This is a genomic window from Luteococcus sp. H91, assembly GCF_038433135.1.
Taxonomy (GTDB): Bacteria; Actinomycetota; Actinomycetes; order Propionibacteriales; family Propionibacteriaceae; genus Luteococcus.
In genome coordinates, this window is record NZ_JBCDMV010000001.1 from 1 (window position 1) to 19,931 (window position 19,931).

Below are 19,931 nucleotides of genomic sequence, written 5' to 3' on the forward strand. Positions count from 1 at the left end.
CCGACGAGCTGGCCACGCTGAACCTGAGCCCGTACACCGACGGTGACCAGGTGGATGCCGTCGTGGTGCAGGCCAACCACCCCGAGTTCAGCAAGCTCGGCAAGGACGACTTCCCCGGCGTGCAGGTCCTGGTCGACGGCCGCAACTGCACCGACCCCGCCCTGTGGGACGGCGTCAAGCGCTTCGTGATCGGCGACGGCGAAGCCTGATCCCAGCCTCATCACCCCCACGGCAAGACCAGACAGGGCCGCCCCGGAATCTCCGGAGCGGCCCTGTGGTCGTGCTGGATGACAACTCAGGCGAGCAGCCGGACGCCATTCCAGTTGCGCCCGATCCGCTTGCCCTTGGAGATCTGTCCGTCGACCAGCTGGTAGAGGTAGAGGTTGCCGTCGCTGCGGCGGGCCACGATGTCGGAGTAGGCATCGCCATCGACCGACCCGGGGGAGGTGACCAGGCTCATCGGATTCCACCCGCCACCGAGGCCTACGCAGTCATTCAGCAGGGAGTACTGGAAATCATGCTCGAAGTCGTAGTACGGAGCCGGGATTCGGGTGCACAGGGAGGCCTGCCCCGTGGCGCTGCGCGTGAACAAGCTACCCTGCCCCGTCGAGTTGGCGTGCTCGATCGAGACGAGCAGATCCTCTGAGGCCAGGTGCTCCTCCACCGTCCGGCCGGTGCGCTCGAAGCTGTCGGACGTGAGCACCCCGGCCTCGGTGATCACCTTGCCCGTCATCCCCAGCACCCCGGGCTGGTCCCAGTAGCGCTCGGTGTTCGCGCTGGTCACCACCCACGACTTCTGGCGTCCCAGACCCGTCGCGATCCGCTTGCCGTTCAGGAGCCGGCCGTTGGCGGCAATCGAGTAGAGCCACAGGCTCCCGTCGGAGCGGATGGCAGCCATCTGGGCGGGCTTGGCGAGGGAGGGGCGGATCCGCTGCAGGTGCACGATCGCCGACCAGTTGCGGCCGACCTTGCGGCCGTCGGCGAGCCGGTTGCCCAGGGAACGGTACAGGTAGAGGTCTCCGGTCTTGGTGATGCCGTAGACATCGGCCCGGGAGTCGCCGGTCTGGTCACCGGGGGCCAGCGGACGAGCGGTGGCCGAGCAGGGCTTCACTGTCGCCCAGTCACCGCGGGTGATTCCCCACCCAACGTCGTGTCCCTGCGTCGCCCAGGCTTCGATCCAGGCGTACTGGCCACCCGGGAGGTTGGTCCAGGTGCGGGTGCGCTGCTCCTCCCCGACGTAACCGGGCAGGCCCTGCACAACGCCGGTGACCCTGAGCCCTGGATTGTCGGACGTCTTGCGCCAGGTCATCGTGAGCGTCCCGCACCTGGGGCTGGTCACGGTGACCGCCTGGGACTCCGCTCGGGCTGGCGAGGTGTGGGCAAGGCTGCTGAGCATCAGGGTGGCAGTCATGGCGGCTGCGGTGGCGCGGCGCATTGGGGGTCTCCTCGCACATGGTCAGTAGTCCCAATCCAACCTCACCGCAAGCTCTCGCGGGGGTCTTTCGCCCGAGTGGTGGACCGCCCCCAGATTCATGTCGTCTCCCCCTGGCGTGCGCTGCCCGCATAGAGTGGATGAACATCGGATATCAATGGAGGTTCGCATGCGCTGGTTCGAGCACGCCATCTGGTGGCAGGTCTACCCGCTGGGCTTCACCGGCGCCCCGGTCCGCCCGTCGGGCGACCATGAACGGGTGCTCACCCACCGGCTTGGTCACCTGCACAACTGGCTGGACTATGCCCAGCGGCTGGGCACCAATGGCCTGCTCCTGGGGCCGGTCTTCAGCTCGTCGACCCACGGCTACGACACCCTGGACCACTTCAGCATCGATCCGCGGCTGGGTGACGACGCCGACTTCGACCAGCTGATCGCCGCCTGCCGCGAACGGGGCATCGTGGTGCTGCTGGACGGCGTGTTCAACCACGTCGGGGTGGAGCATCCGCTCTACCGTGCCGCCCTGGCCAACGGCCCGGATTCAGAACAGGCGAAGCTCTTTCGGATCGACTGGAGCCAGAACCCGCCGCGGGCCGAGGTCTTCGAGGGGCACGGGTCGCTGGTGGCGCTCAACCACGACGAACCCGCCGTGGCGGATCTGGTTGCCGACGTGATGAAGCACTGGCTGCGGCGCGGCATCCACGGTTGGCGGCTGGATGCCGCCTACGCCATCAAGCCGGAATTCTGGCAGGCGGTGCTGGAGCGGGTGCGCCCGGAATTCGGCGAGGCGTGGTTCGTCGGCGAGATGATCCACGGCGACTATGCCGACTATGTCCGCCGCTCCGGCCTGGATTCCATCACGCAGTACGAGCTGTGGAAGTCCATCTGGAGCTCGCTGAAGGACGCCAACCTGTTCGAGCTGGACTGGACGCTGCAGCGGCACAACGGCTGGCTCGACGGTGGTCTGGTGCCCCAGACCTTCGTCGGCAACCACGACGTCACCCGGATCGCCACCCTCGTCGGGCCCGAGCGGGTGCCCGCCGCCCTGACGGTGCTGTTCACCGTCGGCGGTATTCCGAGCATCTACCACGGCGACGAACAGGGCTTCCAGGGCACCAAGTTCGATCGAGAGGGTGGCGACGACGAGGTTCGGCCGATCTTCCCGGAGAATCCCGACCACCTGTCCCCGCTCGGACAGCCCATCTTCCGGCTGCACCAGGAGCTGATCGGCCTGCGTCGGCGCAATCCTTGGCTGGTGCATGCCCGCACCGAGAAGATCGAGCTGCGCAACGAGTTCTACCGCTATGCCGTCAACGGGCCGGGCGGTGAGCGGCTGGTGGTGACGCTGGATCTGGCCGGCGGGCAGGTGCGGATCGAGGACGGCGGGGGAGCGGTCCTGCTGCAGTCCTGAGACCGGCCCCGACGAGTGGTTGGTTTCTGTACCATCGCGGCCAAATTCTGGACGATTCTCGCAGATTGAGACGATCCGTCTACCATTTCGCCGTGACCCAGACTGAGCAAAGCCTTGACGCGGACCGCCGCGTCTCCGACGAGCACGCCCTGCACCGTGGCCTGACCAGCCCCCAGGTGGCGATGATTGGCCTGTCGGGGGCGCTTGGCACCGGCCTGTTCCTGGGCTCTGGCTCGATGATTGCCATCGCCGGCCCCTCAGTGATCGTCTCCTATGCCCTGACCGGCATCCTCTCCCTGGCCGTGGTCTGGGCGCTGGCCGAGATGACCGTGGTGCACCCGGTGGCCGGCGGTTTCGGAGCCACCGCGCACGCCTACCTCGGCCCGATCGGGGGCTGGTTCATGCGCTGGAATGTGGCCGTGGTGATGTGCATCGCCGTCGGGGTGGAGGTGGTGGCCACCGGCAAGTACCTGCACTGGTTCTGGCCCGGGCTGAGCGTGGAGCTGGGCACCGTGCTGTCGTCGCTGGTGATCGTCGCGATCAACATGGCGACGGTGAAGGCCTACGGCCACTCCGAATACTGGTTCAGCATCATCAAGGTCGGCATGGTGATCGCCTTCATCATCCTGGGCATCATCCTGATCTTTTTCGGTCTGCCCAGCGCCCCGGCCATCGGCCTGCACAACCTCACCAACGGTCACGGCTGGCAGGGCTTCGCACCCTTCGGGCTCAAGGGGATCCTGGTGGGTGCCGTGATGGCCATCTTCTCCTTCGGTGGCGTGGAGAATGTCTCCGTCGCCTCCGCTGAGAGCGAGAACCCGGAGCGCGACGTGCCCCGGGCGGCCCGCGCCATGATCCTGCGCCTGGTCTTCTTCTACGTCGGCTCCATTGCCGTGGTGATCGCGCTGCAGCCCTGGCAGCATTCGGCCACCACCAAGGAGAGCCCCTTCGTCACCGTGCTCTCGCTGGTCAACATTCCCGCGGCCGCCGGCATCATGAACTTCATCCTGATCACCGCCGCACTCTCGGCCGCCAACGGCTGCCTCTACGCGTCTGCCCGGATGATGCACTCGCTCGCCCTGGACCATCTGGCGCCCGCCGCCGTCGCTCGCACCTCCGCGCACGGCGCGCCGCGCAATGCCGTCGCCCTGGCCACCGTCGGCATGCTGGTGGCCTCCATCATCACCATCGTCAGCCCCGACAATGCCTTCCAGATCCTCTACGGCATCCTGGTCTTTGGCCTGCTGACCACCTGGGTCCTGATCATGATCACCTACCTGGGCTTCCGTCACGGCCGCGCCCAGTTGGGCCTGCCGGGAGCCAGCGCTCGGCTGTGGGGAGGGCAGATCACCGCGATGCTCACCCTGGCCGCCTTTGCGGCGGTCTACGTCGCCATGTGGTTCATCAAGGATCTGGCCTTCGCGATGCCAATCGGTCTGGGCTACGTCGCGCTGCTGACCGCGGCGTACTTCCTGGTGCGTACCCGGGTGAAGAAGTTTGGCCCCAGCGTGCTCGACGACGAACTGGCTGCCCGCGCGGAGGCCGGTGTGCTGCCGGACAACGCCCTGGCCCGCGAACGCGCCGAGCGCGCCCTGATGCGGGTCAATCGCGCGCACAGCTATGTTGCCGCCGGCAACGACGGCGAGGTGCCGGCGCCCCCGCGCCTGTGACCATCGCTTGGGTCACCTTGTTTTCCTGCCCCCGTCATGGCTGCTGCGGCTGGATGGGGCGTAGCGGTGAGGGCACTAGAGTTGTTCTGGCTCAACAACCTCAAGGAGTGTGCATGCCCGTCGCCATCAACGGCCGGTGCCGTCGCTGGATGGCCCGGACGAGTGCCGTTGCGCAGCCGGGAGGCACGCCGGCGTGACCGATCAGCCATCGCGGGCGGGGGCCCGGATTGCCCACCTCAGTACCGTGCACCAGTCCTGGGACAACCGGATCCTGAACAAGGAGTGCCGTGCGCTGGCCGAGGCCGGTTTCGACGTCCACCTGGTGATCTCCGCCGACGAGGACAGGGTGACCCACGGGGTGCAGGTGCACGCCATCACACCCCGCGGCCGGGCTGCCCGGCTGCTTGGTTCGCAGGCACAGGCCTGGCGGATCCTGGATCGGATCCGGCCCCAACTGCTGCACTTCCATGACCCGGAACTGATCCCGATGGCGCTGGCCTATGGCCGTCGCCGCGGCATCCCGGTGATCTACGACGCGCACGAGGACCTGGTCAAGCAGATCGACACCAAGCCCTACCTGCGCGGTCGCAAGGGGGTTGCCGCGCGCCGGGCCGCCCGACGGTTGGTGGCCCTGGCCGACCGGCGCTGTGACGCGATCGTCACCGTGATCGACGAGATCGCCCAGACCTTTTCCACCACCCGCGACGGTCAACAGCGGCCGGTGACGGTGGTGCGCAACCTGCCCTGGCGCAGCGACTTCACCGTCACCGACGTCCGTGCCACCGAGCCGGTGGCCGTCTACACCGGCGACATCAGCCAGGAACGCGGGCTGTCCCGGATGGTCGACGCCGTGCAGTCCGTTGACGGGGCCCGGCTGGTGCTGGCCGGGCGCAACCTGGTGGGCGACGAGCTGGCCGCCGATCCGCGGGTGGACTACCGCGGGCTGGTGCCGCCCAGCGAACTGCCCGGCATCATCGCCCAGGGGCGGGTGGGGCTGGTGCTGCTCTCCCGGCTGCCCAACTACGAGCATTCCCTGCCCACCAAGGTCTTCGAGTATCTGGCCTCCGGCCTGCCCTTCCTGGCCAGCGACTTTGCCTACTGGCGGGAGCTCTTCGGCGGGATCGACGCCGGTGTCTTCGTCGACCCGGAGGATCCGGCGGCGATCCGCACCGCCCTGGCCGAGCTGCTGGCCGATCCGGAACGCTGCGCCCGGCTGGGTGCCAATGGCCGTCGCGCGGTTGAGGAGCGGTTCAGCTTCGAGGCCGAGGCCACCACGCTGGTGGCGCTGGTCAACCAGTTGCTCGCCAGCTGACCCACCCGCCCCTGACCTCGCGGCCCCAGCGACGTCAAGGACCTGTGGCGATGTGCTGAGGGCGCTGGCCGGATCTGGCCAGTTTCTGGACCCTCATTGCAATGGGTAACTCCTTGATCTAACCTAACACGTGTTAGGTACTCAAAGAGGAGCCAGACAATGACAGACATCACACGCCGAGCTGTGCTGGGCGCGGCCGGGGCGGGTGCGGTGGGAACCGTGCTCTCCTGGAAGCGGCTGACCGGACTGGACATTCCGGGGCGCGGCGCCGACGCGCTCAACATCGCCATCAACGGCACCGCGCAGGACGCGGCCGCCAACCAGGGCCTGATCGACGCCTTCAACAAGCTGCACCCGGAGATCAACGTCCGGATCGTGCCCATCCAGGGCGCCGACTGGAGCGACTTCTTCGCCAAGATCCTCACGCTCGTCGCGGCCGGAACCCCTCCGGACGTCGTGATGGTGGCCACCGAGGGCACCCAGCTCTTCGCCGAGCGGCTGGCCCACCCGCTGGACGAGTTCGTCAACCGGGACAAGGAGGAGATGCGCGAGTTCTTCGAGGATGTGCACCCGTCGCTGATCGAGGCCTTCATGTACCAGGGCAACCTCTTCCAGCTGCCGCTCAGCTGGAATGCCGCCAACATGTACTTCTCGTCGAAGGCCATGGAGCGAGCGGGCCTTGAGTACCCGCGGCAGGACTGGAGCTGGGACGACTTCCATGGCTACCTGCGCCAGATGCGCAAGGCCGCGACGGGCACCTTCCGCCCCTTCTTCTGGACCAACCGACTGTGGGGCGGCGTGGTGCCGTGGCTGTACAGCAATGACACCTCCTTCCTGAAGCCCAGCCGCTACCCCGGCGGCGAATGGTTGTGGCAGGAGTTCTACCCGGAGCAGAAGGACCGCAGTGGCGGTTACCGCTGGGCCGAGCCCAATGCCGACGACCCCAAGGTGCTCGAGTCCTTCGAGTTCCTTCAAGGCCTGGTGGCCGAGAACCTGGGATCCTCCCCGGTGCAGGGCGGCGGCAATGAGCTGGTCAGCCGCTTTGGTTCCGGCGTGATCGGGATGACCCCGTCGGGAGGTTACTGGGTGCACGGCCTCAACCAGGCCGGGATGAAGCGCGACGACTACGACGTCGCCTTCTTCCCCAAGGGACGCACCCAGCAGCACCAGTTCGGCACCGCCGGCTACGCGATCATGCGGGCCTCCAAGCGCAAGGATGCCGCCTGGGAATGGTTGAAGTTCTGTGTCAGCAAGGACGGCATGGCCATCGCGCAGAAGAACCCGGATTCCAACAGCGCCCGGCGCTCGCACAACACCGAGCTCTACCAGAACGCCGGGCCCAAGCACTGGAAGGTCTTCTACGAGACCCTGGACACCTTCCCCACGACGGCGCCCGTCCCGGCACCGCCCCAGGAGGCGGCCGTCGAGACGGCCCTGATCAAGAATGTGCTCGGCGCCGTCACCGGCTCACGAGGCAATGTGAAACGCGCCCTGGGCACCCTGCAGCGTGACCTCGAGCTGGCCATGAAGGAGTCCCGATGAGCCTCCCCGTCAACACCGCCGCCGCCACTCAGGTGGCCGACCCCAGTGTCACCGCCGCCCCGGCCAAGCGCAGCGAGGGCCGCCTGGCCGCCCTGCTGCTGGCCCCCACGGTCATCGGGATCGCCCTGTTCACCCTGGTGCCGATCGTCGGCTCCATCGTGCTGGCCTTCTTCGACTGGGACATCATCTCCACCCCCAAATTCGTCGGTGTGAAGAACTTCCAGACCCTGGCCAGCTCAGCCACCATCCGGGTCAGCTTCCTGAACACCTTCGGCTTCGTGATCGTCGCCGTCGCCCTGCAGATCGCCGTCGCGCTGGCGCTGGCCGTGCTGGTGCAGTCCAAGATGCCCGGCTGGCTGCGCTCCTTCTTCCGCTCGGTCTTCTTCTTCCCACTGATCCTGTCCGCCGCATCGGTCTCGCTGATCATGAGCTACCTGTTCAACGAGGACTTCGGCACCATCAACAAGCTGCTCGGCCTGATCGGGATGAGCCCGGTGCACTGGCTGACCAGCACCACCGGCGCCATGATCGTCACCGTCCTGGTCTACGTCTGGCAGAACTTCGGCTTCACCTTCCTGCTCTTCATCGGCGGCCTGTCCTCCATCCCGCAGGACATCTACGAGGCCTGCGACATCGACGGGGCCTCCCCGATGCGGCGCTTCTGGCAGATCACCCTGCCGCTGGTCAGCCCGACGATGCTGGTGGCCACCGTGATGGCGATCATCGCCGCGCTGCAGATCTTCGACCAGCCCTATGTGCTGACCAAGGGCGGCCCCGGCGACTCCACCCGCACCGCGGTGATGGTGATCTACCAGTCCGCCTTCCAGGAGCTGCAGTTCGGGCTCGCCGCCGCCATCGGGCTGGTGCTGATGCTGATCATCATGCTGGTCACCTGGCTGCAATTCCGCCTGTCCAAGCGTTTCGTCTTCTACATGTGAGGGGCCACGACATGTCCACCGCAAGCCTTGCCCCCGACCTGACCGGGGCTCCCCGTCGTCGCTCCTCCGCGAAGCGACTCGCACCACTGGCCGGGCGCATCCTCGTCCTGCTGATCGCCCTCTTCCTCACCCTCGGCCCCGTCATCTGGACCCTGTGGGTGGCCTTCACCCCCACCGACGAGGCCGGCCGCCGAACCCTGAGCTTCGCCGCCTTCACCGACGCCTTCAGCAAGGTGAACATGGTGCGGCTGTTCTGGAACTCCATCCTGGTCACCGCGCTGTGCGCCGTCGGCCAGATGTTCACCGCCGCCCTGGCCGGCTATGCCTTTGCCCGGCTGCACTTCAAGGGCCGCAATGCCCTGTTCGCCGTGATCCTGGCCACGATGATGGTGCCGATGCAGGTCACCATCGTGCCGGTCTTCATGCTGATCCGCGGCATGGGGCTCTCCGACACCCTGCTGGCGCTGATCCTGCCCGCGCTGCCCACCGCCTTCGGCACCTTCCTGATGCGGCAGTACTTCATGGGCATTCCGGACAGCCTGGCCGAGGCCGCGCAGATCGACGGCGCCACCCCGTGGCAGGTCTTCTGGAAGGTCTACCTGCCGCTGAGCACGCCCGGCCTGGCCATCGTCGGCATCCTGGCCTTCAACGCCATCTGGAATGAATTCTTCCGCCCGCTGATCATGACCATCAGCCAGGAGAACTTCACCCTGCCGCTGGGTCTGGTCAGCCTGCAGGGCCAGCTGGGCACGGGCAGCATGAGCACCGTGCTGGCCGGTGTGGTGCTCTCCATGATTCCTGCCCTGATCGTCTTCGTCTTCGGGCAGCGGCCGCTGCGCGAGGGCCTCACCGCCGGAAGTGTGAAATGACCCCTGATGTCTGCCGTCCCACCCGACACATCCGCCCCGCCCGGGGCTGGATCAATGACCCCAACGGTCTGGTCTTCCACGACGACCGCTGGCACGTCTTCTTCCAGTTCAACCCCGACGAGCCCCGCCACGGCCAGATCCACTGGGGGCACGTCAGCTCCCAGGATCTGCTGACCTGGCGCGAGGAACCGATGGCCCTGCGCCCCCGGCCCGGCAAGCTCGACGAGGTGGGCTGCTGGAGCGGTTGCTGCACCCTTGACGAGGGTGTGCCCACCTTCTGCTACACCGCGGTGGACACCACCCCCGCAGATGCCGTCGGCGCCATCGCGAGGGGATCCGCGGACCTGGCCGACTGGACCCAGGCCGACCGGCCCAGCGCACCCCGTTTCGGGGAGCCGGTGGGCGAGACGCGGGATCCCTTCGTCGCCTGGATCGAGGGGAGGCGGTACATCGTCCAGGGTCATGGTGGCCCCGGGGTCCCGGCACAGGTCCTCGTGTACGACGCGACGGACCTGGCCGACTGGAAGCTGCTCGGTCCGCTGCTGGACACCTCCGATCCGGTGGCAGTGGAGTTCGCCGCCGCGGACATCTGGGAGTGCCCCAACCTGGTGCAGGTGGACGGGCAGTGGGTGCTGCTGCTCAGCCTGTGGCGGCACGACGGCGTCCAGGGCCAGCTCAGCGGTGTGCGCTGGCTGACCGGTGACATCACGGTGACCGACGGCTGCCCCCGCTTCAGCGCCGTGGCCGGAGGGGTGCTGGACGACGGCCCCGCCTTCTACGCCCCGCAGGTGATGCTGGACACCGACGCCGACGGTAAGGACCGGGCGTTGTTGCTGGGTTGGTCCTGGGAACTGGCCCGCGACGACGACTGGCTGGATGAGCACGGCTGGGCCGGTGTGCTGACCATCCCCCGTGAACTGCACCTGCGCGACGGGCGGCTGGTGATGGAACCGGCACCCGAGGTGCTGGCCGCGGTCGGCGCAGACCTGCCGAATCCCTGGCCCGCAACCCAAGGGGCCGTGCTGGCCACCACCTCCGGCCCCGGCCGGTTGCTCTGCTCCGAAGCGGATGGCCCCGCCGAGGTGGAGATCGGCAGCCCGGCCACCATCATCGTCGACGGATCCCTGGTGGAGGTCTTCACCGATGGCCGCGCCTTCACCACCCGGATCTACCCCGGTGATGCTTCGCAGTGGAGCATCGAGGCCGCCCAGGTGACCGTCCGCCAGCTCGGTTGAGCCCGGCCCTCACCTGGTCTGCGCCACAAACTGCATCCTCATTCGGGCCCAGTGCCTCCATGGCACCGGGTGCCAGTCAGGATGCAGTTTGTGGCGCAGGTCTGTTGGCGAGGCTGACCCATCCCGATCAAGGAAGCAGGATCACCCGACCCGCGGGGGCGCCACTGAGGAGCGGGGCACCGCCGGGCTGTCCACCGCGATCTCCCCGGTGGGCAGGTCCTTGCCCTCCAGGCGGTCCAGCAGCAGCGCGGCGGCGTGCTCACCCATCTTCCGGTGGGGGAGCCTTACCGTGCTCAGCCCCAGCTGGGGCGCCACATTGGGGTCGTCGTCATAACCGACCACAGACAGGTCCTCCGGGATGCGCAGCCCCAGCCGGGCGGCGGCCAGGAAGACGCCGGCGGCCACCCGATCATTGGCGCACAGCACAGCCGTGGGTGGCTCGGCGACGTCCAGCACCCTGCTGCCCACCGCCAGCCCGGCGTCGATCTGCCAGCCGCACTCCACCAGCTCCGAATGCGCTCCCGGCGCCTCGGCCAAGGCCCGCCAGTGCCCCGAGATCCGGCGGCCATTGGCGGTCACCTCGCTGGTGCCGGTCAGGTAGCGGATCCGGCGGTGCCCGGCCTCCAGCAGCATCCGGGTGGCTCGATAGCCACCCAGTTCCTCGTCGGAGACGACGCCGGCCACCCGTCCCTCGGGGTCGAAGGCGTTGAGCAGGAGTGACTTCTCCGCCAGGAAGGCGGGCGTCGGTTCCCAAGGGTGCAGGCCCTCGGCGGCAAAGAGCAGCGCGTCGCACTGCCGGGCCCGCAGCATGTCCACCGCCTCCACCTCCAGCTCCCGGTCCTGGTGGGAGTCGATGGCCAGCAGCAGGTAGCCCGCCCGGCCGGCCACCTCGGTGGCGCCCGCGATCATCGCGCCGCCATAGGCGCCGGAGGCGATCGAGTCGGTGATCACCCCGATGGTGTGGGTGGCGGCATTGCGCAGGCTGCGGGCGACGCGGTTGGGGCGGTAGCCCAGCTGCTGCGCCGCGGCCAGCACTGCCGCCTGGTTCTCGGCGGAGATCACCCCGTCGGCCCGCTTGTTCAGCACCAAGGAGACGGCGCTGCGTGACACCCCCGCCAAGGCGGCCACATCATGTGACGTGACGCGGTGCGTCATGCCAACCCCCCTTGTCAGTCACCGGTCAGTGCAGGACGACAGTGCCCTCGGGGAGCACCAGCTCGGAGGAGCCCTCCTCCTCAGCACCCTGGCTGGAGACCTTGTCGAACAGGATCTTGACGGTCTGCAGACCGATCTTCAGGTCCAGCATCGGGGAGTAGGTCTTGATGTACAGCAGGTCAAAGTTGAGCTTCGCCTGGAAGTCGCTGGCGTACTTGCCGTAGACCTGCGCATAGCCGGTCACGCCGGCGCGCACATTGTGCCGCAGCGGGTAGTGCGGGTTGATCTCGGTGAACTGCTCGACGAAGAAGGGCCGCTCCGGGCGGGGCCCGATCAGGCTCATGTCACCCCGCAGCACATTGATCAGCTGGGGCAGTTCATCGATGCGCATGCTCCGCAGGTACTTGCCGACACCGGTCACCCGGGCATCATTGCTGGTGGCCAGCGTCGGGCCCGACTTGGCCTCCGCATTGGCCGCCATCGAACGGAACTTCAGGATCTCGAACTCCCGGTTGTCCTTGGTGATCCGCACCTGCCGGTAGAAGACCGGGCCGGGCGAGGTGGCCTTCACCAGGATCGCGGTGACAAGCATGATCGGGCTGACCAGGATCAGCCCCACCAGCGCCGTCAGGAAGTCCCCGACGCGCTTGAGCAGGTCGAACTCCCCGGGGATCCGGAAAGGACTGACCAGCACGATCGACTCATCCTCGATGCTCATGATGTTCGGGTTGATCATCAGCAACCGCTGGAAGTCGGCAGTGAGGAAGATCTCCTTGCCCTGCTCCAGCAGGTAGTCGTAGATGCTGCGCCGAGTGTCGTCGTCGATCTGGTCGCTGACGTGCACCGAGTCATACTCGCCCAGGTGCTCGCGCAGGTGGGCGACGTAGTTGCCGTCGACGACGTGGGTCAGCTGGTGGCGTGGGCTGCGGTTGGACAGGAAATTGCGCACCGCTCGGGATTCGTGATCCGGCACGGTGAGGCACATCACCCGGTTGTCGCCGCGGACCTTGCGGTAGACGCCGTAGACGAGCACCCGCAGGATGGCCAGCGCGACGAAGCTGACCAGCAGGTTGATGGCCAGCACGCCGCGGGGGAAGGCGAACCAGTTGCCCGCGAAGGTGGCGGCCATGATGATGCCGGTGACGATGATCTGGTCGATCAGGGTGATGATCACCAGATCGAGCCGGGTCTTGTTGTACAGCACGTAGATGCCGGAGAAGACGCTCACCACGACGAAGCCGAGCAGCGCCCACCCGAAGGTGGAGCTGATGTCTGCCATGTTCCTTTCCGGAAAGGCTCCGCTGAAGCGCAGCCAGACCGACAGGATGAGGCAGGCGCTGAAGACGACCATGTCGGCCAGCACCATCAACGACTTCTCGGCCTTGGCGAAATTGTCCTTGCGCGCCACGTATTCCCCTTCACCCTGCCCGGACCCGGGGCCAGAGGGGCCCGGTGGTTTTCCAGTTTAGTCCGGCACCGACGGCTGCAGACTCAGCGACGACCCAGCCCGGCGCGGCGCGCGTGTCGCGCCGGTGGTTCGGCGATCGCCCGGGCAACCTGGCTGGCGGCCAGCCGCTGGTCAAAGTGCTCCTCCGCATGGCGACGGCACTCGGCGGAGAGCCGCTCGCGTTCCGCGTCGCTCAGTCGCAGCACCGCCTCCATCGTCTGGCGGGCACCCGCCACCGAGTACGGCGCGACGAAGCCCAACCCGGCGTCGGCCAACTCACCGGCCAGTTCCCCGCCACTGACGTAGACCGGGATCGCGCCACAGGCCATGGCGGCCAGGGTCTTGACCGGCCGGGCATCCTCATAGCCGGGGACGGGTCGCATGGAGCTCAATGCACCGGCGCAGCCACGGTAGAGCCGTGCGATCTGCTCCGGCGGCAGCGGATCCAAGAAGAGGATCCGGCCCTGGGAACGCTGCGCTGCTTCGCGGATCACCTCCGACTCGGCGCCGGAGCCGACGAAGACCAGCCCCACGTCCTTCCCCTCCGCCCACAGCTGCTCTGCCGCATTGACGAAGACCTCGGCGCCGTGCACCAGCCCCATCGTCCCCGCGTAGAGGAAGTAGTCCTTGGGTAGCTCCTGGCCCTCCCAGGCGGGGCCCTGCGGATGGTAGGTGCTCAGGTCGGTGCCATTGCGCACCAGCTCCACCCGCGACGACCAGCTGCGGGCGCGCTGGGCCAGCGCCGGGGTGCTGGCGGCGGTGACCCGGGCGGTGAGGGCTGCGGCCGCCTCCAGCAGGCCGAAGACCTTGCCGGCGGCATGCCAGGCCCGCGAGGGGCGCGAGGCGGCCACCGAGGCCCAGGAGTCGCAGTAGTAGAACACGCCCGTGGCGCCAGCCGCGCGGGCTCCCAGCATGGCGGCAAGCGCGACATAGGGCGGGGGATCGCTGATCACCACATCGTGCCGTCGCGCGGCGGCGGCGCCCCTGGCCGCCAGCACCAGGGTGCGGAAGACGCGGGAGCTGGGCATCCAGCCGCGGCTGGTGCCAATAACGGTCTCACCGCTGGGGCCGGTCAGTTCCTGGTCGGTTGACGACGTGAGGACGGTGACCGCCATCTGGTCGTCGACTAGGCGAGAGGTGAGCAGCTGCAGGCGGATCGCCGCCGCGCCGACCGCCGGATGGTAGTTGTGGGCCACCACCAGACAGGACTGGCGGCGAGTGGGCTCAGTCATCAGGAATCCCTTCATCATCCGCGGGCGCGGCGCGCGGCAAGACCGGGGCGCGCAGAACCGTCGCAAGTCTAGTGGTGCCGGATGCTCGGCGTCGTTGCTCGGCCGCACGGCACGATCGAAGCTGTTCGTCAGCTGAAGGAGACTGGCGGGTGGATCGATGCCGATGTGTTGCTGACAAGGGCTTGCGGGCAATGGTGGGGGGCCTGTGGGCTCCCACGGCTGTGCGTTGTCTGAAGGCCCCTCCGGGCTGTCGCCGACTTGGGGCATCGTGGACCAAGGAGTTCTGGGTAGAGGGGGGCTCGCGCGCGCCGGTGGAGGTGGGCGGGAGCCTCGGCGGGGGCCGATAACCTTGATCCGTGGGTACCATGACCAACTCTGGCCCGAACGGGGGTCAGGTTCCACGCCATGATGACGGGGAAGCCATTTGAATTGCAGCCATCGGTTGGCTTGCCGCGGCAACGAGCGGAGTGCTCTGCCGTGCGCGGGTGCTGAGGGCGTCTCAGGATTCTGGTCGTCCGTCCCTCATTGGGGTCAGCGGCTGAAGACCACTGCTCGCCGCACCCGATCCGGGGATCGTTCGTGGTGCGACGGGTTCTCGGGAGAGTTCGCGGATGGCCACCACTGGCTCCGGCGCACCTGCGTCGGGGCCGCCGACGTCGAGACGGGGGAGCGCACATGAGCAGTGCCGACGACCCCACGCACCCCGGTCTGCTGTCCCGGCTGAGGACCGCCGGCCGCCAGGACCACGGGATCCTGGCGGTGTTGCGCGGTCGGATCCCCACCGTCGTCGGGATGATCCTGCTGCCGTTGATGATTGCCTCCAGTCTGTTGTGGGGCACGGGCGGCAATGCCGGCCGGGTGCAGCGCGCCGAGGCCGCAATCGTCAACCTGGACGAGGGAACCACCGTCGGCGACACCCGCATCTCGCTCGGTCAGGACTATGCGCGGCATCTCAGGAACCAGCGGGGAGCGAATTTTGCCTGGCGCTATGGCGTGAGCGTGGAGGAGGCCGAACACGGCCTGGCGTCCGGTCAGTATTCCGCCGCGGTGATCATCCCCAGCGGCTTCTCCCGGGTGCTGACCGGCACCAGCGCGAAGGGCTCGACCGAACGGGCGACGCTGGTGGTGGAGAAGTCGCCGGTGGCCGGGGTCAGTGACCAGGTGGTCTTCGGGCAGCTTTCCACCGCGGCCACCCAGTCGCTGTCCAATTCGGTGACCAAGAAGTACCTGGACAAGCTCTTCGTCACCTCCACCGAGGTGGGCAGCGTCCTGGGCCAGACCTCCACCGCAGCTCGGGAGGCAGCTCTGGCGGCCGGCCAGCTGGACCAGCAGGCCAAGAGCGCGCGCGAGGCGTCGCAGGGGCTTGGCAGTCGGGCCGCCACCGCATCGGACACCGCGGACGAGGCGGCCAACAGCGCCCAGAAGGCAGCCAAGGGTGCGGCCGGTATCGCCACGCCCACCCCCGAGGGCGCCGCGACCGTCCCCAGCGACGCCAGCAGCGCCGCCGCCGAGGCGGCCAAGAAGGCCGGTGACCTGGCCCGTGCCACCACGACCACCAGGGAGTCCGCCGATCAGGCCGTGCGCCAGGCCGCCGCCGCGGGCGCCGACGGGGCTGCCATGCAGGGCACCACCCAGGCCATCGCCGACGCCGCGGCGGCAAACCAGGCTGCGGCCGGCGCCTACACCGGCAAGGTCGGCCAGGCCGTGCGCCAGCAGGCCGAGCTGCAGGCTCAACTGGCCCAGGTGCAGGGGGCGCTGACCAGTTACGTCAGCAATGTGCAGGTGGTGACCGACGCGGTGCAGCAGGCCAGCGGCACCATCAATGCGGTCAGCGGTGGCACCAGTCGGATCACCTACGACGCCGGGCAGGATTCCGCCGGCGGCAGCGGAGCCAACCGGCCCCGGTTTGCCCTCCTCGGCCCCGTGCGCGCCCAGAACCTGCCCCAATCGCCCACCGACGACGCCGTCGCCGCCCGCGACGAGCTGGTGAGGGCCCTGCGAGCGGCCGCCAGCGAACTCGGCACCAGCACCGCCGAGCTGGCCACCCTGCGGGCCGATGCCGAGAAGTCGGTCACGGCGGCAGAGGCGGTGCAGGACAGCTACGCGGCCCTGGTGAAGGACCTTCCCACCCAGGAGGTCAAGGTCAATCCCGGGCGGGGCAACGGGCCCGCGGCCTGCCGTGCGCTGGCCACCAAGAGTGAGATCGAGGCCTGCAAGATCGGCTACAACGCGGCCGTGGGGCAGGTCAACACTGCGCTGGCGCTGAGCGGGCTCGGCGCCCGAGCCGAGGCGATGGTGGCCCAGAGCAAGGCCACCCGCGACGGCCTGAGGAAGCTGCAGACCACCGGTGAACAGACGTCGCTGACCCTCACCCTGCTGGCGGGGCGGTTGGCGGAGCTGACCGTGGTGATCACCGTCAACCCCGGGAACCCGACGCCGGATCCCACCCAGACCCCCACCCCGCAGCCGACCCAGACGGTGACGGTCACGGCCAGTCCGGAGCCGGGTCAGTCCGTGACCCCACAGCCGACCGAGACGGTGACGGTGACCGCCAGCCCCACACCCTCGACACAGCCGACCGAACCCACGCCGACGAGCCAGCCGACCGCCGACCCGAGCGAGAGCCCGACCGACACGACGCCGGAGCCGACCGACACGGGCCAGCCCTCCCCGACGCCGGGCGCCACGGACGCCCTGGCGCCCGGGACTCCGACTGGGCAGCCGAGCGCCTCCCAGACCCCGGTGTCCTCTGAGACCCCGGTTGGCGCCGAGAATCCGGGGACCCCGGGCCCCTCCCAGGCCCCGGAGCCCTCCCCGACCAGCATGCCGGCCCCCTCGCCGGGCGGGCCGTCGCCGACGCCCGGACTGCCCACCAGCGAACGGCCCCGCCTGGGCCCAAGCCTGCCGACCGTCGTGCCGACCCAGCCCTCCGTGGCGCCGAGTCAGCCGTCGACCGGCGTCGAGTCGCTGCACACCCAGCGGGTGACCGCGGCGGTCAGCCAGCTGAACGCCACCAGCGCCACCGTGCAGCGCGAGCTCGACACCCTGGCCACGTCACTTGCCAGCGGGCAATCTGGTCTGGAGACCGTTGCCGCCGGTTCCGACGCGGAGCGTGCCCTGACCGACGGTGCCAGCTCCATGACCAGGGCGACCACCGCCCAGGCGTCGGTGGTGCAGCAGCTGACCGCCAGCCTGAGCAGCCTGAACGAGCAGATGGCCGGCCTGGGAACGTCGATCCGCGGGCTGGACAGTGGCGCCCAGTCGCTGAGCGAACAGAATGCGAAGGCCAGTGACAATGCCACCCGGCTCGCCGGGCGGGTGGACTCGCTGAACCAGACGATCACCGGCCTGCAGCAGTCCACCAGACAGGTGGCCAGCGACGCCGCCACCGCGGTCACCCGGACCGCCGAACTGCAGCGCCAGATCAGTGGCTTGCAGCAGTCCAGCGGGATCGTGGACACCCGCACCGGGGCTGTGGCGGAATCTGCCCGTAGCCACGCCAAGCAGTCGACGACGGTGGCCAGCCGGATCGGTGACGTGCAGACCCAGGTGCCGTCCTATGACGACGCCGAACGGCAGAAGCTGACCGACGTGGTCAGCCAGCCGATCGACACCTCCCACAGCAGCGCCTTCCGCAACATCGGGTGGATCAGCATGTTGATGCTGCTCTCCCTGTGGATCGGTGCGATGGGGCTGCACAGCACCTTCAATGGGATCAGCGAGCAGGCCCGTCGGTCGTCGGCCAGTTCCCGACGCCTGCTGGTGGGAGAGCTCGGTCCGGCCGCCGTCGTGGCGGTGCTGCAGGCCCTGGCGGTCAGCATGGTGGGGCAGGCGGTGCTGCAGATGTCGCCGATGCGCTGGCTCATGGTCACCGGAACCCTGGTTCTGGCCAGCCTGGCCTTCGCCGCGATCAACCACGCGCTGGTCGCCTTCCTGCGGGCCTTCGGCCGGCTGATTGCTGCCGCCTGCGCCGTGGTCACCGGGGTCACGGTGCTCACCCAGGCACACCCGACGGGAATGGGGCTGGCCCTTGGCCTGTCGCCCGTCACCCCGGCCGTGAATGCGGTTCGAGGTGTGATGACCGGGGTCAGCTTCCCCGCCAGCTACCTGGCGCTGCTGGCCTGGCTGGTGGTGGGCGTGCTGTTCAGCTCGCTCGCGATCCTGCGGGCACGGGTGCCGGAGCCGATCCGGGTGCCCACCATCCACGACGAGAACTGACACTTCCCGCGGGGCGGGTTGCTGGCCGGTGGCTGCCCCCGGCCGTCCTGATGAGCTCTACCCAGGCCGGCTGGCGGCGGTGTTTCCGAAAACCGACATCCGGAATCTGCCTGGTGAGCGGGGCTGAGCCTGCCGGGCCACGATGAGGCCCGATCTGGAGGTCACTTTTCGGAATCGCTCCGCCAGCCAGCGGCCGGGGCCCTGGTGAGGGCTTGAGGGATGCTCGGCTGGTTGGGGGCAGCCACGTCGCGCCTGGTCGGGCACGTTGCGCCAACCCTTACATCTGGCGCCGGGTATCCGGGGCGCGAGGAGTCATCCCCGGCGCAGGGTGCCACAACAGGCGCGACGTGCAACAACAGGCGCAAGGTGCCTCGGCCGGGTCTTGGGCGAAGGGGGCAGAGAAGCGGGGCTCAGCCGCGGATCTCGTCGATGGCGACGGTGGTCAGCCGCACCTCCACCGGAACCTCGTCGCCGACGGCAACCGAGCCGGCGCCGGGCAGGAAGACCAGCGAGCTCTGCATGTGCGGCGGCTCCACGAAGAAGCGCTTCTTGCCGGCGATGGTGTAGGGGCTGAGCGCGAAACCGAGAGCCTCCATGGATCCGGAGACCAGGGTGACGGCGCGCTGGCGCAGCGTGGCGGCCGACGTCGGGGCCTCCAGCGCGATGCCATTGGCGGTACCGCCGCTGACCACCACCACCCAGCCGTCGGAGGGCATCCGGCGTTGCCAGTAGCCGATCCGCTCGCCGCGGCGCACTCGGTGCATGTCCAGCACTCGGGCGGTGGTGCGACGGGTTCTCGGCGCCCCGAGCCAGAGTTTGGTGCCCACCCGCAGGTGGCAGTCGACACTGACCTCGCCGCGCAGGGTGTCGTATTCGACGGCGGTGAGGTGGCTGAGCCACAGCGGTGCGCGGTGCGCGGCCAGTGCGGCGGCGGACAGGGCCCGAGCCTCCGCCAGCCGGTTGGTGGCCACCATCGGCAGGTGGATGGTCCAGCCCTCGAGCCGCAGCTCACCCAGGCGCTCGGCGGCGCGCTGCAGGTCGGCCACCTCCAGGCCATGCCGGCGCATGGAGGTCATCACCTCCAGCACCACCCGGGCGCGGGGGTTCACGGCCTGCGCATCGGCCAGGTCATCCAGCCGGGCGATGGTGCTGATCACCCTCTCGTCGCGCAGCACGGCGTCGCCGTCGAAGCTGCTCCATGGGGTGAGCACCACGATGTCGCCGGACCAGCCGCCGGCCCGCACCGTGGCGATCTCCGGCTGGGTTCCGACGGCCAGCACCTGCGGCCCGTCGGGTTGGGCGGCCAGCAGGGTGGCCTCCTGCGCCAGCCGCTCCAGGCCGTAGCCGTAGCCATTTCCCTTGGCGACGGGGACCAGCCCGGGCGCCTGCTCCGCAAAGGAGCGCAGGTGGATGCGCCAGGCCTCGGTGTCGATCTGCAGGGAGAGACTCACTTCTGGGCCTCCTGCTGGA

At 68.7% G+C, this 19,931-nt stretch carries 13 protein-coding genes and 1 pseudogene; 9 read left to right on the forward strand and 5 right to left on the reverse strand.

The features are described 5' to 3' along the window. A pseudogene (locus AAEX57_RS00005) lies at positions 1–209 on the forward strand (nucleotide sugar dehydrogenase); the annotation flags it as partial. A gap of 86 nt (positions 210–295) precedes the next feature. Here the strand turns inward: AAEX57_RS00005 and AAEX57_RS00010 are convergent. Next, positions 296–1,435 carry a hypothetical protein gene (locus AAEX57_RS00010; RefSeq protein ID WP_342090181.1) on the reverse strand — a complete coding sequence of 380 codons (1,140 nt, stop codon included), beginning with the start codon at positions 1,433–1,435 and terminating at the stop codon, positions 296–298. 154 nt (positions 1,436–1,589) lie between these two features. On the opposite strand from AAEX57_RS00010, the gene AAEX57_RS00015 reads away from it, so the two are divergent. The 7 genes from AAEX57_RS00015 (at position 1,590) to AAEX57_RS00045 (ending at position 10,409) form a co-directional block, all read left to right on the forward strand. After that, positions 1,590–2,843, forward strand: a complete 1,254-nt coding sequence (locus AAEX57_RS00015) for an alpha-amylase family protein (RefSeq protein ID WP_446721039.1) — start codon at positions 1,590–1,592, stop codon at positions 2,841–2,843. Between the two features lie 92 nt (positions 2,844–2,935). After that, positions 2,936–4,513, forward strand: coding sequence for an amino acid permease (locus tag AAEX57_RS00020; RefSeq protein ID WP_342090183.1), 1,578 nt, complete (start codon positions 2,936–2,938; stop codon positions 4,511–4,513). Between the two features lie 193 nt (positions 4,514–4,706). Continuing rightward, positions 4,707–5,825, forward strand: a complete 1,119-nt coding sequence (locus AAEX57_RS00025) for a glycosyltransferase family 4 protein (protein WP_342090184.1) — start codon at positions 4,707–4,709, stop codon at positions 5,823–5,825. A gap of 159 nt (positions 5,826–5,984) precedes the next feature. Beyond that, a complete protein-coding gene (locus AAEX57_RS00030; protein WP_342090185.1) occupies positions 5,985–7,367 on the forward strand; it encodes an ABC transporter substrate-binding protein in 1,383 nt (460 codons plus the stop codon). Continuing rightward, the gene (locus AAEX57_RS00035) at positions 7,364–8,305 is read left to right on the forward strand and encodes a carbohydrate ABC transporter permease (protein WP_342090186.1); all 942 of its coding nucleotides are present in this window, start codon (positions 7,364–7,366) and stop codon (positions 8,303–8,305) included. Before AAEX57_RS00030 ends, AAEX57_RS00035 begins: the two co-directional genes overlap by 4 nt. Before the next feature lie 11 nt (positions 8,306–8,316). After that, positions 8,317–9,174: a carbohydrate ABC transporter permease gene (locus AAEX57_RS00040; protein WP_342090187.1), complete on the forward strand. Its 858-nt coding sequence runs from the start codon at positions 8,317–8,319 to the stop codon at positions 9,172–9,174. Then, positions 9,171–10,409 (forward strand): glycoside hydrolase family 32 protein, encoded by a 1,239-nt coding sequence (locus AAEX57_RS00045; RefSeq protein WP_342090188.1) that lies wholly within the window; start codon positions 9,171–9,173, stop codon positions 10,407–10,409. Before AAEX57_RS00040 ends, AAEX57_RS00045 begins: the two co-directional genes overlap by 4 nt. Before the next feature lie 141 nt (positions 10,410–10,550). On the opposite strand, the gene AAEX57_RS00050 is transcribed toward AAEX57_RS00045, so the two are convergent. The 3 genes from AAEX57_RS00050 to AAEX57_RS00060 all read right to left on the reverse strand — a co-directional run bounded on the left by AAEX57_RS00050 (position 10,551) and on the right by AAEX57_RS00060 (position 14,243). After that, a complete protein-coding gene (locus AAEX57_RS00050) occupies positions 10,551–11,564 on the reverse strand; it encodes a LacI family DNA-binding transcriptional regulator (RefSeq protein ID WP_342090189.1) in 1,014 nt (337 codons plus the stop codon). Positions 11,565–11,589: 25 nt separating this feature from the next. Continuing rightward, complete coding sequence (locus AAEX57_RS00055) at positions 11,590–12,930, reverse strand: sugar transferase (protein WP_342090366.1); 1,341 nt, start codon at positions 12,928–12,930, stop codon at positions 11,590–11,592. A gap of 125 nt (positions 12,931–13,055) precedes the next feature. Then, positions 13,056–14,243 (reverse strand): glycosyltransferase, encoded by a 1,188-nt coding sequence (locus tag AAEX57_RS00060; RefSeq protein ID WP_342090190.1) that lies wholly within the window; start codon positions 14,241–14,243, stop codon positions 13,056–13,058. A gap of 675 nt (positions 14,244–14,918) precedes the next feature. Between AAEX57_RS00060 and AAEX57_RS00065 the strand changes: the two genes are divergently transcribed. Continuing rightward, complete coding sequence (locus AAEX57_RS00065; protein ID WP_342090191.1) at positions 14,919–18,461, forward strand: ABC transporter permease; 3,543 nt, start codon at positions 14,919–14,921, stop codon at positions 18,459–18,461. Positions 18,462–18,871: 410 nt separating this feature from the next. Here AAEX57_RS00065 and AAEX57_RS00070 read toward each other — a convergent pair whose 3' ends face one another. Further along, positions 18,872–19,912: an alanine racemase gene (locus AAEX57_RS00070; protein ID WP_342090192.1), complete on the reverse strand. Its 1,041-nt coding sequence runs from the start codon at positions 19,910–19,912 to the stop codon at positions 18,872–18,874. Positions 19,913–19,931 lie beyond the last annotated feature (19 nt).